General features: G+C 42.2%; 11 protein-coding genes and 1 tRNA gene. 7 read left to right on the forward strand and 5 right to left on the reverse strand.

Annotated features, from left to right (window positions below; all coding sequences use genetic code 11):
* Positions 1 to 207: 207 nt before the first annotated feature.
* Positions 208 to 1,416 (reverse strand): FprA family A-type flavoprotein, encoded by a 1,209-nt coding sequence (locus QZ576_RS10185; RefSeq protein ID WP_297096718.1) that lies wholly within the window; start codon positions 1,414 to 1,416, stop codon positions 208 to 210.
* A 435-nt stretch (positions 1,417 to 1,851) separates the two neighbouring features.
* Between QZ576_RS10185 and mltG the strand changes: the two genes are divergently transcribed.
* On the forward strand, positions 1,852 to 2,913 hold the full coding sequence (mltG, locus tag QZ576_RS10190) for an endolytic transglycosylase MltG (protein WP_297096721.1): 1,062 nt from the start codon (positions 1,852 to 1,854) through the stop codon (positions 2,911 to 2,913).
* A 102-nt stretch (positions 2,914 to 3,015) separates the two neighbouring features.
* Complete coding sequence (locus tag QZ576_RS10195; RefSeq protein WP_297096723.1) at positions 3,016 to 6,333, forward strand: glycoside hydrolase family 2 TIM barrel-domain containing protein; 3,318 nt, start codon at positions 3,016 to 3,018, stop codon at positions 6,331 to 6,333.
* Between the two features lie 81 nt (positions 6,334 to 6,414).
* On the opposite strand, the gene purT is transcribed toward QZ576_RS10195, so the two are convergent.
* A complete protein-coding gene (purT, locus tag QZ576_RS10200; RefSeq protein WP_297096725.1) occupies positions 6,415 to 7,605 on the reverse strand; it encodes a formate-dependent phosphoribosylglycinamide formyltransferase in 1,191 nt (396 codons plus the stop codon).
* A gap of 189 nt (positions 7,606 to 7,794) precedes the next feature.
* Between purT and QZ576_RS10205 the strand changes: the two genes are divergently transcribed.
* Entirely contained in the window at positions 7,795 to 8,682 is an 888-nt protein-coding gene (locus QZ576_RS10205) for a dienelactone hydrolase family protein (RefSeq protein WP_297096727.1), read from the forward strand.
* Positions 8,683 to 8,741: 59 nt separating this feature from the next.
* A complete protein-coding gene (locus tag QZ576_RS10210) occupies positions 8,742 to 9,278 on the forward strand; it encodes a GNAT family N-acetyltransferase (protein ID WP_297096730.1) in 537 nt (178 codons plus the stop codon).
* A 214-nt stretch (positions 9,279 to 9,492) separates the two neighbouring features.
* Here QZ576_RS10210 and QZ576_RS10215 read toward each other — a convergent pair whose 3' ends face one another.
* Positions 9,493 to 10,893: an NfeD family protein gene (locus tag QZ576_RS10215; RefSeq protein ID WP_297096732.1), complete on the reverse strand. Its 1,401-nt coding sequence runs from the start codon at positions 10,891 to 10,893 to the stop codon at positions 9,493 to 9,495.
* Positions 10,894 to 11,093: 200 nt separating this feature from the next.
* Between QZ576_RS10215 and purB the strand changes: the two genes are divergently transcribed.
* Together purB and QZ576_RS10225 are read left to right on the forward strand one after the other, a co-directional pair.
* On the forward strand, positions 11,094 to 12,440 hold the full coding sequence (gene purB, locus QZ576_RS10220) for an adenylosuccinate lyase (protein WP_297096735.1): 1,347 nt from the start codon (positions 11,094 to 11,096) through the stop codon (positions 12,438 to 12,440).
* A 91-nt stretch (positions 12,441 to 12,531) separates the two neighbouring features.
* The gene (locus tag QZ576_RS10225) at positions 12,532 to 14,334 is read left to right on the forward strand and encodes an ABC transporter ATP-binding protein (RefSeq protein ID WP_297096737.1); all 1,803 of its coding nucleotides are present in this window, start codon (positions 12,532 to 12,534) and stop codon (positions 14,332 to 14,334) included.
* A 72-nt stretch (positions 14,335 to 14,406) separates the two neighbouring features.
* Here QZ576_RS10225 and QZ576_RS10230 read toward each other — a convergent pair whose 3' ends face one another.
* Together QZ576_RS10230 and QZ576_RS10235 are read right to left on the reverse strand one after the other, a co-directional pair.
* Entirely contained in the window at positions 14,407 to 15,129 is a 723-nt protein-coding gene (locus tag QZ576_RS10230) for a (Fe-S)-binding protein (RefSeq protein ID WP_297096738.1), read from the reverse strand.
* Positions 15,130 to 15,240: 111 nt separating this feature from the next.
* Positions 15,241 to 15,313: transfer RNA gene (locus QZ576_RS10235), tRNA-Trp, on the reverse strand.
* 230 nt (positions 15,314 to 15,543) lie between these two features.
* Between QZ576_RS10235 and QZ576_RS10240 the strand changes: the two genes are divergently transcribed.
* The coding region (locus QZ576_RS10240; RefSeq protein ID WP_297096740.1) for a hypothetical protein at positions 15,544 to 15,750 on the forward strand (207 nt) is incomplete at its 3' end.

Consider the following 15,750-nt stretch of genomic DNA (forward strand, 5'->3'; position numbering starts at 1 on the left):
GTAAAATATTACCTCTGTATTACCCCCAGCCCCTAAAGGGGAGCATCGCAAGTCCCCTTTAGGGGATTTAGGGGTATATTTAAATTTGTATAAACTAAACGCCATTGAATTAATTACAACAATAGAATCAAGTTTATGTTATGGGTTTCCGGATAAAAACAAAAAGCCACCCCGAAGAGCAGCTTTTGATTTATCTCACAAAATAAATTAGATCTTTTCCGGAGCAGGCATTTCCAGGAGTTTATCGGCCATTGCGTCGGCCAGTTTAATCAACTCCTCCTGCGTTTGAACTTTCATATTACCTTTTTCTTCAATTGGTTCGTAAACCATATCCCACTTAATTTTTTCGGCAAAAGTTTTCAGGTTTTTTACACCGCCGCCGTTCCACGAGTAATTACCAAAAATCCCCAGTAAGTGGTCTTTCGGCGCCATGTGCTCGATAGTTGTAAGCAGTGTTTCCACATTCGGGAACATCGCATTGTTATACGCCGCGCTACCTACAATAAATCCTTTGTATTTAAAAATGTCGTTGATAATGTACGACGAGTGCGTTTTTGAAGCATCGTAAACACGGATGTTTTTAATACCGCGCACCGCAATCTGACGGGCAATGGTTTCCGCCATTTTTTTGGTGTTTCCGTACATCGATCCGTAAACGATAACCACGCCGCGATCCAAATCGTACGAACTCCATTTATTGTAACGTTTCAAAATCCAGTTCAGGTCGCTGCGCCAGATAGGACCGTGCGTTGCCGCAATCATTTTAATATCCAGTCCGGCCAGTTTTTTAATGGCACGCTGTGTGTGCGGACAATATTTACCAACGATATTGGTGAAATAACGCATCACTTCCACTTCGTAGAAATCGAGGTTGATCTCGTCGTCGAAAATACCACCGTCCATTGTTCCGTAGCTACCAAAAGCATCACCCGAGAACAGAATCTGGTTGGTTTCTTCGTATGTCACCATTGTTTCAGGCCAGTGCACCATAGGAATCATCTGGAACTGCAACTTGTGTTTTCCCAGGTCGAGCACATGATCGTCGTGTACCATATGTACATTTTCAGGTTTCATGTAGTACGACTCAACAAAACCAAAAGTCTTTTTATTTCCTACAAGCGTAATATTCGGGTAACGGTGAACGATCGCTTTTAAAGCTCCCGAGTGATCGGGTTCCATGTGGTTTATGATCAGGTAATCCACCTCGCGGTCGCCAATAATCTCTTCAATGGCATCAAGGTAATCGTCGATAAAAGCACGCTCAACGGTATCAACCAGTGCGATCTTTTCATCAACAATCAAATAACTGTTATACGAAACCCCGTGCGGGATTGGCCAGATGTTCTCAAACAAGTGAGTACGGCGGTCGTTAAATCCCAAATAATAAATATCTTCTGCAAGATTTACTTGTAGCATAATTTTCAGTTTTTATATCATTTTTCGAAACACGCACAAAATTAGTGAATTTCGGCTGACAGCGCATAAAATTGTTTCCTACTGCCCTTATTTAGAACTTGGGTTAAGGGAATGTTAGGAGAGACTATGAATTGAGGGGCTGAAGGATTGAATGAGATTGCTTCGGTCGTTCCTCCCTCGCAATGCCATAGTTCGTAGGAATTACCCGGCAGCGGACAATGAAAGACTTCATTTCGGCAAAATGTATTGTTGTCCGCTGCCCAATTCTATAAAATACGTGTCATTGCGATCCGCCAGCTGGCGGAGAAGCAATCTCCCAACTGGCCATTAGTTGTGACTAATCGCTGATTTTCGCAATCTCCTTCAATCTTTATATCAATCTTTCTCCTCTATCTGAAAGAATTTTATCTTTGAAGCTGAATTCAAAATAGAACTATGTCGATTGAACAGAAAAGCCGTGCCATGACTTTCCCGCGAGTTGGGAAATTCATTATAATATTTTTTGCTATTGCCTTTATCCTTGTCGGAGCGCGGGGATATCAGCTATACCGCTATGTTTTTGAAGAAAATGTAAAAATCGATTATGTAATTCTGGTTACCGAAGAAGATGACATTAAAAGCATCAGCGAGAAAATGGAATCTGACGAAGTTTTAACCAATATGAAAGCCTTTAAATGGGTGGCCAAAAAGAAAAAATATGCCGATTACATGCGTCCGGGGCGTTACGAGTTGAAAAAAGGAATGAACACCAACGAGTTGGTGAATATGCTCCGAAGTGGTGCGCAGTCGCCGGTAGACATCACTTTCAACAATGTTCGTTTTAAAGAGGAACTGGCCGGAAAAGTAAGCAAATACATTAAGGCTGATTCAACTTCAATATTACAATTGTTTTCAAATGAACAACAGATTGCCGACTGGGGATTTACCGAGGAAAATTTCCGCGCTATGTTTATTCCGAATACCTACGAAATGTACTGGACAACATCGGCGGAAGAGTTTGCTCAACGTATGAAAACGGAGTACGATCGTTTTTGGAACGATACCCGCACAAAACAAGCTGCAAAAATGGGATTAACTCCTCAGCAAGTGGTTACGTTAGCCTCCATAGTTCAATCGGAAACCATAAAACCCGACGAGCTAAAAACGGTTGCCGGATTGTACATCAACCGACTGAATAAGGGTATTGCATTACAAGCTGATCCTACCGTAAAATATGCTGTTGGCGATTACTCCATTAAACGGGTTTTGAACAAACACCTCGAAATTGATTCGCCTTACAACACGTACAAATATGCGGGTTTGCCGCCGGGGCCAATTTGTTTTCCGGAAATAACTTCGATTGATGCGGTGCTGAATTACGAAGACCACAACTACTTGTATATGTGTGCCCGCGAAGATTTTTCGGGCTACCACAATTTCGCTAAAACGCTGAGTCAGCACAACCGGAATGCAAAAAAATACCGTGATGCGTTGAACGAACGACGCATTTATAAATAAGCAACAAAATCCTAAAGTAATCCCCCGAATCATCCAAAAAATATAGGTGTAAACCTGTTTTATCTCGTCTTGAATAATGATAACGAATTTAATTACGTTAAAATGAAAAAACTGCTCATCCTGGCGCTTAGTCTTTGTGCCACTAGCCTTTTTGCCCAAAACAAAATTTGGGAAGATCCCGCTTACATTGCTAAAAACAAACTCCCCGGAAGAGCCACTTCCTACTCCTATAAATCTGCTGATGACGCCCTGAATTGCGATCGCGAAACTTCGAGAATGATTTCGTTGAACGGAACGTGGAAATTTAATTTTGTGGAAAAGGAGGAAGATCGTCCGCTGGATTTTTACAAGCAGGATGTTTCCGGCTGGGATGACATTGAAGTTCCATCGAACTGGGAAATGAAAGGTTACGGAACGCCAATTTACGTTAGTGCCGGCTATCCTTTCCGTCCGGAGTTGCCTGCCGAAGCACAGGAAGACCCGATTGCCTGGTACAAAAAAAACTACGATGTTCCGGAAGGACTTTCTACTGAAGAACTTTACCGTAGATTTTATGCCGAAGTGGGTTCAAAAATAGTTCCGCAACCACCTTTTATTACACGCGACAATGCGGTAGGATCATACGTTCGCTCTTTTACCATTCCGGAAGATTGGAACGACAATAAAATTGTATTGCATTTTGGCGGTGTAAGCTCAGCTATGTTTGTTTATGTAAACGAGCAAAAAGTAGGCTACAGTCAGGGCAGCCGTTTGCCTGCCGAATTTGATATCACAGAGTTTGTACAGCCGGGAGAGAACAAACTTGCTGTTCAGGTTTTCCGTTGGTGCGATGGAAGTTATCTGGAAGACCAGGACCACTGGCGCATGAGTGGAATTCACCGCGAAGTGATGGTAATGGCGCAACCAAAAGTGGCCATTGAAGACTTTTTTATCCGCACCCGTTTGGATGCCAACTACCAGGATGCACTGCTGCAAATACGACCAACACTTACACGTGGAGCCGATGTTGACACAAAAGGCTGGACGCTGGAAGCAGAATTGTTTTGTCCGCAAAACAACAAGGTTTTGCAAGCACCAATCACCAAAGATGTTGACGCCATAATTTACGAAGGATACCCGCAACGCGACAATGTGTATTTCGGTTTACTGGAAGAAAAAATTAGTAGCCCTGAACTTTGGTCAGCAGAGAAACCAACACTTTATACGGTAGTTCTCACCTTAAAAGATGCCGATGGAAATGTTGTTGAAGCGCGTTCTGCAAAAATCGGGTTCCGCGAAATAGAAACAAAAAACGGAGAGCTTTACGTAAACGGAAAATCCATAAAATTATATGGTGTTAACCGACATGATCACGATCATCTGCGTGGGAAATCAGTTACCCACGAAGATATGGAGAACGATGTATTGCTGATGAAACGTTTCAATTTTAACGCGGTTCGTACCAGCCACTACCCTAACGATCCGTATTTCTACGACATGTGCGACAAATACGGACTTTATGTGCTCGACGAAGCCAATATTGAAACACACGGATTAATGGGCTACCTCACCAACCAGTCGGAATGGCACATGGCATTTCAGGATCGCGTGGTTCGAATGGTTGAACGCGATAAAAACCACCCGTCTATTATTGGATGGTCTCTCGGTAACGAGTCGGGAACAGGACCAAACCATGCCGGTGCTGCCGCTTGGGCGAAAGATTTCGATCCTACACGTTTTATTCATTACGAAGGTGCACAAGGACAACCGGAGCACAAAGATTACAAAGCTTACGGATCGCCTGAATACAGAGAATTAGGAAGAACCGCCAACCCAACCGATCCACTTTGGGTTGATGTGATAAGCCGCATGTATGCCAACCTGGAAGATTTGGAAGCGCTGGCAAAAAGCCCGTACATCAGTCGTCCGATAATGGAGTGCGAGTATGCACACGCCATGGGGAACTCGCTGGGTAATTTCCAGGAATACTGGGATTTGATGCATAGCTATCCGAACCTTATAGGTGGATTTATCTGGGACTGGATCGATCAGGGAGTATTGACAACTGATGAGAACGGTAAGGAATTTTTTGCTTATGGTGGCGATTTGGGCGACATGCCAAACGACAATAACTTTTGCATGAACGGAGTAATTGCATCCGACCGCACTCCAAAACCACAAACATGGGAAGCAAAATATGTGATGCAACCTGTTCAAATAACTGCTGTTGATTTGGAAAATGGATTGGTACGTCTACTCAGTCGTTTTAATTTTGCAAACCTGAACGAATACAAGGTTAGCTGGACTTTAAGCGAAGATGCAACAGAAATTCAATCGGGAACGTTGGATGGACTGAGTCTGAATCCGGGAACAAGCAAAGTGGTTGAAATTCCATTTGAAACTATAAATCCAAAAGTAAATGCAGAGTATTGGTTACGTATCAGTGTTCAGCTAAAAGAAGATAAAAACTGGGCAAAAGCCGGTCACGAACTGGCTAAACAACAATTTAAACTTCCAGTTGAAGCAGGAGCGACTGCAAAAAAAATGGATTCCGACGATATCACTTTCGACGAAACCGATGACCAGCTTGTGGTGAACGGTAAAGATTTTAAAGTGAGTATCGGCAAAAACAGTGGTTTGATCGAGAGCTACAAGGAAGGTAATAAGCAAGTAATCACATCAGCGCTGCAACCTTATTTCTGGCGGCCGTTAACCGACAACGATGAGCGCGGTTGGAGGGCACAACAACGCATTCCAATTTGGAAAGATCTTCCCGAAATGCTAAGTGTGAAAGATATGAATGCTGATGCTTCATCGGCCAGCATATCTGTGGAATTAGCTTACGAAGAGTTGAGCTTAAAATTGAACTACACTTTTGCCAACGATGGAACTGTAGATGTAAAATTTGATCTGTCGATTCCTGAAGAAATGCCGGAGCCTATTCGTGTTGGAATGAATATGGGCGTATCAACCAGCTTGCAACAAATGAGCTTTTATGGCAAAGGTCCATTTGAAAATTATTCGGACAGAAATGGTGGTGCCGATATCGATATTTACAGCGGAAATGTGGATGATTTCTACTACAACTACACCAAACCGCAGGAAAGCAGTAACCACACTTGTGTGCGCTGGCTGGCACTTACCAATAATAACTCAGGATTGATGGTGCTTGGCGAAACACCGCTCCAAACTTCGGTTTGGCCTTACACTGCGGAGAATATTCATGAGGCGCAACACCCAACAGAACTGGAAAAAGCAGATGCTTTAACAGTGAATATCAGCCATAAAATGGCCGGTGTTGGCGGTAACGATTCGTGGTCGATTAATGCACGTCCTATTGACAAATATCGTTTATTGGAAAAGGCGTACAGCTATGAATTTAAGCTGGTACCACTATCGAAAGCAAAAGATTTGCAACAAATTTATCGTGACACAAAATAGAAAAGGCAGACTTTAATCTAAACCATTAAAAAACCCGGCTTTGTTCCTCAAAGCCGGGTTTTCTGTTTTTCAGTGTTTATTCTAAAGCTCAACAACAACTGAACTACTTGCTTTATTAGCTTTTTCACGAGCTTCTTTTACCGAGTTCGCCCGTGCCAGACAAACCCCCATGCGGCGTTCGCCTTTTACCTCAGGCTTACCAAATAAACGCAATTGCGTATCCGGATCACTCAAAACTTCTGTCAGATTTGAAAAAGCCACCTGTTTTGATTCTCCTTTTACCATGATCACACTACTTGCCGATGGCCCGTGAAATTTGATATTTGGAATAGGCAATCCAAGAATCGCCCTAACATGCAAAGCAAATTCACTTAAATCCTGCGAAATCATCGTTACCATTCCGGTATCGTGCGGACGAGGTGAAAGTTCGCTAAAATATACTGTATCGTTTTTTACAAAAAATTCTACGCCAAACAAGCCGCGGCCGCCAAGCGCTTCCACAACAGTTTTGGCAATGTGTTGCGCTTCGGTCAATGCCTTTTCCGACATGGCTTGTGGTTGCCACGACTCCTGGTAATCGCCACCTTCCTGACGATGACCGATTGGTTCACAGAATGAAACACCCCCAACGTGACTGATCGTTAACAAAGTAATTTCGTAATCAAAATCAACAAACCCTTCAACAATTACACGGTCACTGTTTCCGCGTGCACCTTCCAGTGCGTAATTCCATGCATAGTCAATATCAGCAGCGGTTTTCACCACACTTTGTCCTTTGCCCGACGAACTCATGATCGGTTTCACCACGCAAGGAAATCCAATTTCTTCTATCGCGGCTTCAAACTCTTCTTTCGTTCCGGCAAATTTGTATGGTGAGGTAGAAAGTCCCAATTCTTCGGCAGCCAAAGTTCTGATACCTTCACGGTTCATGGTAAGTCTGGTCGCGTTTGCGGTTGGGATTACATGAAAACCTTCCTGCTCCAACTCCAACAATTTGTCGGTGGCAATGGCTTCCACTTCCGGGATGATATAATCCGGTTTTTCGGTTCTGATAATTTCAGCCAAACGTTCGCCGTCCAACATTGAAGCTACATAGTAACGATCGGCAACCTGCATGGCAGGCGCATTTTCGTAGCTGTCAACTGCTATCACTTCCACGCCGTAACGCTGAAATTCGATTACCACTTCTTTTCCTAATTCACCCGATCCCAGCAAAATTACTTTTGTTGCCGACGGCGAAAATTTTGTTCCTAAAACTACCTTTGTGCTCATCCCTGTTTTTCTTTTTTTTGATGCCGCAAAAATAGATTTATTTACGAATAGACATTTCCTCTCGTTTGAAGTAAATCATTTTGCTAACATTTTATTGAAACTTAAAAGTAATCCTGCACTTAAAGAACCATAAAACGATTATGAACAAAGTGGAAACTTCATTAGTTATTTCAATATAAATAACTAACAATGAAAGAAATAAAGAAAGAACAAATCAAACAGGAGGTTTTCGACCTTTACGATGACTATGCTCACAACCGAATCGATCGCAGAAAATTTGTTGAACGACTTTCGGCCTATGCCGTTGGAGGTTTAACTGTGTCGTCGCTCATGAGTTTTATTATGCCCAACTACCAGGATAAAATTCAGATTAAAGCAGATGATGCGCGTTTAAATACAGAAACAATTGAGTACCAATCGCCAAAAGGTGGAGGAAAAATCAGTGGCCAATTATCGCGACCTACAGGCAACTCCAAAAAACTGCCCGGGATTGTGGTTGTGCACGAAAACCGTGGTTTAAATCCTCACATTGCCGATGTTGGCAGGCGTGCGGCTTTAGCAGGGTTCATATCCGTTTCACCCGATGCACTTAGTCCGCTGGGAGGTTATCCGGGAAATGACGATGATGGCCGCACCATGCAACGCGAACGCGACAGAGACGAAATGTTACAAGACTTTATTGCTGCATTCGATTATCTGAAATCACACCCCGAATGCGACGGAAATATCGGTGTTGTTGGTTTTTGTTTTGGCGGATGGATTTCGAATATGATGGCAGTTGAAGTCCCGGATTTAAAAGCGGCCGTGCCATTTTATGGTGGTCAGCCTTCGGAAGAGCAAACCAAACAAATTGAAGCGCCGCTTCTGCTGCATTATGCAGAGCTGGATACACGCGTTAACGCAGGATGGCCGGACTACGAAGCAGCACTAAAAAAATACAACAAAGAATATACGGCACACATGTATCCCGGTGTAAACCACGGTTTCCATAACGACACCACTCCACGCTACGATGAAGCGGCAGCAAAGCTCGCCTGGACCAGAACAATAGACTTTTTCAAGGAAAAATTGAGTTAGGAACCTGACTCTCCTCACTAATTCCGGCATAATTTTGTTTCTTTACAAAAACGAAAATTATGTCGGTTATTATTGATGGAAAATCCTATAAAACTTTTGAGACTCCACGTTTAATTCTTCGCCCTTGCGAAGAAAATGATGCCAGGTTTATTTACCAGCTATTAAATTCTGAAAAGTGGCTTCAATACATTGGCGATCGTGGTGTTTATTCTGAAGAAGAAGCACGTGCTTACATTCGCGAAAAAATGTATCCTCAGCTAAAAAAGGAAGGCTATGGGAACTATGTAGTTATCCGGAAAACCGACAAAGCCATGATGGGCACTTGTGGACTTTTCGACCGCGATGGGCTGGAAGGTATCGATATTGGCTTTGCCTTTCTATCGGAATTTGAAGGACAGGGATATGCTTTTGAAGCTGCTGAAAAGCTTAAAAATGTAGGCCTTGAAGAATTTAAAATAACCAACATAACTGCAATCACTGCAAAATACAATCTTCGTTCGCAACGACTATTGGAAAGACTTGGATTACGTTTTACAAAACACGTTACCCTGCCCGACGATACTGAAGAGATTATGTTCTATCGGTTGAAAGATTGACAAACTGATCAATTGCTAAATTGTATAATTGCCTACTGCTATTTTGCCAATTGTCAACTTGCAAAAGATTGATTTTCAAGATTGATTTGATTGAATGAGATTGAGGGACTGATAAATTGAAAAAAGAAATGCGTTAATGCTAAAAAAAATAGGCAACAAGTAACCAATGACCAGTGACAACTTTTGCCTTTTTCCTTTCTATTTTCTACTTTTTTTACTCTTCGTCCAACTCCACATAAAGCTGAGTCGCCTCAACTTTGGTAACAACTATTTTTTCGTCTTTATCAATAAAACCGGTAACAGCTACAGCATCGTAAACTTCGCCTTCAACATTTATTTTTCCTCCGGGGCGTAAAACAGTTTGCGCAGTTCCTTTCTTTCCTTTTAAATCGAAAAGTTTGGTTTCAACGCTCACAAAACCTTCATCAACATGTTGAACCGTATTTAAAGCGAAGTTTTTAAACATACCATGCTCAGCTGTAAACATTCGTTTCCCTAGGTAAAGCGCCAGTACAAAACCACTAAATATTCCGATTACCACAGTGGCGATTGCCTTTCCCACTCCTTCCATCTGAACACCTTCAAAATCGAAGTTCACATTGTCGATCAGGCTTAATACCAGGCCAACAAAAACAAACAGAATTCCGAGGGCTCCGGCAATTCCAAAGCCTGGAATCACAAATATTTCCACCGCAATAAGTATCAGCCCAACGATAAAAAGAGCAATTTCCCAATGTTCGGCTAGTCCTTCGAGATAAAGCGGCATGAAATAAAGCAGGGCAGCCAAAATTGCTATTCCCAACGGGAAACCGATTCCCGGCGACTGCATCTCAAAATAAATACCTCCAACAATCGCCATTATCAATAACCCGGAAATCATTGGGTGCACCAGAAAACCGATGATCTTTTCAATAAAAGTAGGCTCGTACTCAAATAGTTCATAATCGTTGATTCCAAGTTGTTGCAGCACTTCGTCAACTGTTTCGGCGGTTCCTTCACAAAAACCATTTTCTATCGCTTCCGAAGGAGTGAACGTTAGCACCTGTCCCGTGTCGGAAACGCCTTCAATAAAAATTCGTTCATCAACCATGGCCTCGGCAATTGCAGGATCGCGAAACCAATCTATAATCGTATCACCAGTGGCTGTTATCGTCGTATCTTTTCCATGTGCTTCAGCCGTTGCCCGCATAGTCGATCGCATGTAACTCTGGTATTTATCGGGCATCGCCGCACCGGTTTGATTGACCACGGTAGCCGCTCCAATACTTCCGCCGGGGCGCATATAAATACCGTCGCAGGCAATGGAAATCAACGCCCCTGCCGATGCCGCATTATTATCGATAAATACATAAACCGGAATTTTGCTTTGAAGAATTCGTGTACGTATGGAGTCGGCATCCACAACAGTGCCGCCGTAAGTATTCATGTGAATGAGAAACACATCGGCTTTCGCCGAATCGGCCTCTGTAAAAGCCTGACTCACCTGACGCCGAGTGGCCGGAGTAATTTCGGATTTGATATTCAGAAGAAACACTTTTTTCTTGTTGGCCTCCTGCGCAAAAGCAGCTAAAGTGGCGATAACGAACAACAAAATCCAGAAATTTTTCAGCTTCATGGCATTGATTTTTTTCAAGTTCCAAAATACAAAAAACAAATTACAATTAATGTCTGAATAAGAAAAGCTGAAAGCTCATGTTCAGTAAATAATACCATCGCAAACCTGCGCTGCGGTTAAAGAATATTAAATTCGTTCGGCTGCCAAATAGCTAGTCCGCTTAATTTTATAAATTTGCAGCTTAATTCTAAGTAATGACAATGGAACTTAATACATTAACAGCAATTTCGCCGGTTGACGGCAGGTACAGTAACAAAGTAGAAGGGTTGGGAAAATACTTCAGCGAATTCGCCCTGATAAAATACCGCTTGTTAACTGAGGTAGAATATTTTATCGCATTGTGCGAAATTCCTTTGCCACAACTTGCTGATATCCCTGCAGAAAAACTGGACAAACTTCGTGAGCTTCACAAAAACTTTTCGTTGGAAGATGCGCAACGCATAAAAGACATTGAAAGTGTGACCAACCACGATGTAAAAGCTGTTGAGTATTTTATAAAAGAAGAATTTGACAAGCTGGAAATGGGTAAATACAAAGAGTTTATTCACTTTGCCCTTACCTCGCAAGATGCCAATAATACCGCTATTCCGAAGTCGATACAAGATGCTTTGGAAGAAGAATATTACCCACTGTTGCAGGAATTGATTGAAAAACTGCTGACAATGGCCACCGAGTGGAAAGACATTCCGATGTTGGCAAAAACACATGGTCAACCGGCTTCTCCGACTAAAGTTGGAAAAGAAATCAAAGTATTCCTGGAGCGGATTATGGTGCAGTTGGTTCAGCTTAAATCCATTGCCATCGACGCGAAATTTGGTGGAGCTACCGGTAACTTTAATGCACACTTAGTAGCTTATCCTGATATTAACTGGGAAGATTTTGCCAACAAGTTCCTGAAAGACAAACTGGGTTTGAACCGTTCGCAGTTCACAACACAGATTTCGCACTACGATAACCACAGTGCCATTTTCGACGGACTGAAACGTATCAACAATATCATTCTTGATCTCGACCGCGACATTTGGAGTTACATTTCGATGAACTACTTCAAACAGAAAATAAAAAAAGGTGAAGTGGGTTCATCAACAATGCCGCATAAAGTTAATCCGATCGATTTTGAAAACTCGGAAGGAAACATTGGTATTGCAAATGCAGGTTTTGAGCAACTTTCACAGAAACTTCCGGTTTCGCGTTTACAGCGCGACCTTACTGACTCAACCGTTACGCGTTTTATCGGTGTGCCTTTTGGTCATACTTTAATCGCCATCAAATCAACGTTAAAAGGATTGAACAAATTGCTGATCAACACTGCGGCAATCGAAAAAGACCTGGAGAACAACTGGGCGGTGGTTGCCGAGGCAATTCAGACCATTTTGCGTCGCGAGTTTTTCCCAAATCCTTACGAGGCCCTGAAAGACCTAACCCGTAAAAACGAGGTGATCAACAAAGAGTCAATACACAATTTTGTTGATGGTTTAGACGTTAGTGATGCTGTAAAGGAAGAGTTAAAAGCGATTACACCACAGAATTACACAGGAATTTTTTAAAAAATAAGGAAGATTTTTAATCCGGAAAACCAGCTTCGGTCTTCCGGCTTTTATCTTCTGTCTTCATCATATGAAAGACTTCTTTAAACTCATGAAACGATTTGTACCGCCCTATCGGTGGAAAGTCGTCATGAACATTATTTACAATATTTTAGGTGCCCTTTTCGGAACATTTTCGTTTGCCATGCTTATTCCGGCACTCGATATTTTGTTCCAGACAAAAGAACTGGTAACCGAAAAAGTGGAATGGGCTTTTACGGCCGATTCAATTACAAATAACGTAAACTATTACATCAGTTCCTTTATTATTGAACACGGGCAACAGGATGCTTTACTGCTTATTGGATTAATTTTGGTAATTGCCACCCTTTTTAAAGTTGGGTTTACTTACCTGGCTGATTTTGTACTTATTGCTTTGCGCAACGGCGTTGTTTACGATATCCGTTCGCTGATTTATAAGAAGATTATTGGCCTGCCGCTCGGTTATTTCTCCGAAGAACGAAAAGGCGACATCATGGCGCGTATTACCAGCGATGTGCAGGAAGTGGAAAACTCGGTTGCCAACTCGCTGGGAATGATGATCAAGAACCCAATTCTTATAATCGTTTTCCTTAGCGTAATGATTTACATGAGTTGGTCGCTCACCTTGTTTGTGTTTGTTATGTTGCCAATTACCGGTTTGATCATTGGGCGAATTGGCCGCAGCCTGAAACGCGTGTCGACCAAAGGACAAAATAAACTGGGCGAAATTCTGTCGATTATTGAAGAAGATCTTTCGGGATTGCGTATCATAAAATCGTTTAATGCCGAAGAAAAAGCCATCGGACGTTTTCAAACTGAAAACCAAAACTACCGATTGATTATGAATCGCCTGATGTGGCGCCGCAACCTGGCACATCCTGCCAGCGAGTTTCTGGGAACCATTGTAATTGTTATCGTTTTATGGTATGGCGGTCGGATTATTCTTGGGGGAAGTAACTCATCGTTAACCGCCTCTGAATTTATCGGTTATATGGTATTTTTCTACGGAATAATCAACCCGGCAAAAGCATTCTCAACAGCACTTTACAGTGTTGAAAAAGGACTGGCTTCGATGCAACGTATCGATCATGTTCTTGCTGCCGAAGTTACCATCGTTGATAAGAAAGACGCCAAAGACATTGATTCGTTTGAAAAAGAAATAGTATACAAGAATGTAACTTTCGCTTACGACAAAGCAGAGGTACTTTCTAATGTTAGCCTGAATATCCCGAAAGGGACAACCGTTGCGTTGGTTGGCTCGTCGGGCAGTGGGAAAACCACAATGGTTGATTTGTTGCCGCGTTTCTGGGACATAACTTCGGGAAATATTGAAGTGGATGGAACTGATATTCGCGACCTGAAACTAAAATCGTTACGCAACCTGATTGGAAACGTTAACCAGGAACCCATTTTGTTTAACGACACCATACGAAATAACATTGCTTTTGGAATTGACAATGTCAGCGACGAAGCAGTGATTCAGGCAGCAAAAATTGCCAATGCGCACGATTTTATTCTGGGAACAGAAAATGGTTACGACACCATAATTGGCGATCGTGGCGATAAACTTTCGGGCGGCCAAAAGCAGCGTTTATCTATTGCGCGTGCCATCCTGCGAAATCCACCAATTCTGATTTTAGACGAGGCCACTTCGGCTTTGGATACTGAATCGGAAAAACTGGTACAGGAAGCATTGGAAAACCTGATGAAAAACCGCACTTCTTTGGTGATTGCGCACCGTTTATCTACAATTAAGCACGCGAATCTGATTTGTGTATTACACGAAGGTAAAATTGTGGAGCAAGGAACACACGAAGAATTAATGGAACTTGGCGGTCGTTACAAGAAATTACATGGAATGCAGATGTTTTGATTTTAGCTGTAAGTCACGAGTTGCGAGCTACGAGTCACGAGAATCAAGAATCAAGGATCCAGCATCAAGTTTCTAGCCGCGAGAAGCAAGAACATCAACCAGATGAATCGTTTTTATAGGGAGCTTCTGCTTTTTAATGTAAGCATCCATATTCATCAGACACGAAGCTTCGGTAGATACAATATACTCCGCACCGGTTTTTAATGCATAATCAACCTTTTGCTCGGTCATTGCCGTTGAAATATTATGAAATTTAGCTGCAAATGTCCCCCCAAAACCACAGCAGGTCTCCAAATTTTCCATTTCAATAAGCTCAAGACCTTTTACCTCACTTAATAATTTACGAGGTTCTTCTTTAATGCCATACTCACGCAAACCAGCACACGAGTCGTGAAACGTAACTTTATGATTAAAAGTCGCCCCAAGTTCTGTTACCTTTAAATGATTCACCAAAAAGTCGGTAAACTCGAACACCTTTTTCCGGGTCTTATTCGTCTTTCTGAGCAACTCCTCGTCATCTTCAAACAGTTTGTGGTAGTAGTTTCGAATAAAGCCCGTACAAGAAGCTGAAGGCGCCACAACCATGTTTGCCAATTCAAAATCATCGAGAAATTTTTTAGCCACGGTTTTAGCCTCGCTCCAGTATCCACTGTTAAAAGCCGGCTGCCCGCAGCAGGTTTGTTTCGGGTTGTATTTCACATCGCACCCCACCTTTTCCAGCAGGGTTACAAAATTTCCTGCAGTTTCAGGATAAAACTGATCAATAAAACAAGGAATAAAAACGTTGATTTGCATTGGCTCGAATTTGTTGTGAAAATAACACTTAAAAGCTGAAGATTTACAAATTTTCCACAAGAATTTATCCAATAAAAAAGGCCTTACTAAAGTAAGACCTTTGTGCTTTCGCACGGGAGGAGAGACTCGAACTCCCGACACCTGGTTTTGGAGACCAGTGCTCTGCCAACTGAGCTACACCCGTGTTTCATTTTGCGAGTGCAAATATAGTAATTCAATTCAAATTACCTAAGCCAGCGAAAGAAATAATTTCAAATACCGGTATTCACCTCAAAAGGAATAATCGTTCCGGTTTTTTCGCTTGGCATTAATAGTAAATAAGAATAAACATAACTCATAAACAGTAGAAAAATTTCGTTGCTTTTGGCTGTTTCAGATGGCGAAAATCCGCATTTCAAAACATAATTTCTGAGTATGTCATCAAAATTATATTCAAAAGCGCTATACTTTCCTAAAAAAGAGCCACTTAAAACCTACACAAAACAAAAAGTTATCAACAGATTGGAGCAAAAAAAAATCCACCAGAAAACTCTGATGGATTGTTGCGGAGAGAGAGGGATTCGAACCCCCGGTACCTCGCGGTACAACGGTTTTCAAGACCGCCGCATTCGACCACTCTGC

The sequence above is a fragment of the uncultured Draconibacterium sp. genome (assembly GCF_913060805.1).
Lineage (GTDB): Bacteria > Bacteroidota > Bacteroidia > Bacteroidales > Prolixibacteraceae > Draconibacterium.

Coding starts and splice junctions, on each gene's coding strand:
- QZ576_RS10185 (WP_297096718.1), bottom strand. CDS start 1,416: ATGCTACAAGTAAATCTTGCAGAAGATATTTATTATTTGGGATTTAAC.
- mltG (WP_297096721.1), top strand. CDS start 1,852: ATGTCGATTGAACAGAAAAGCCGTGCCATGACTTTCCCGCGAGTTGGG.
- QZ576_RS10195 (WP_297096723.1), top strand. CDS start 3,016: ATGAAAAAACTGCTCATCCTGGCGCTTAGTCTTTGTGCCACTAGCCTT.
- purT (WP_297096725.1), bottom strand. CDS start 7,605: ATGAGCACAAAGGTAGTTTTAGGAACAAAATTTTCGCCGTCGGCAACA.
- QZ576_RS10205 (WP_297096727.1), top strand. CDS start 7,795: ATGAAAGAAATAAAGAAAGAACAAATCAAACAGGAGGTTTTCGACCTT.
- QZ576_RS10210 (WP_297096730.1), top strand. CDS start 8,742: ATGTCGGTTATTATTGATGGAAAATCCTATAAAACTTTTGAGACTCCA.
- QZ576_RS10215 (WP_297096732.1), bottom strand. CDS start 10,893: ATGAAGCTGAAAAATTTCTGGATTTTGTTGTTCGTTATCGCCACTTTA.
- purB (WP_297096735.1), top strand. CDS start 11,094: ATGGAACTTAATACATTAACAGCAATTTCGCCGGTTGACGGCAGGTAC.
- QZ576_RS10225 (WP_297096737.1), top strand. CDS start 12,532: ATGAAACGATTTGTACCGCCCTATCGGTGGAAAGTCGTCATGAACATT.
- QZ576_RS10230 (WP_297096738.1), bottom strand. CDS start 15,129: ATGCAAATCAACGTTTTTATTCCTTGTTTTATTGATCAGTTTTATCCT.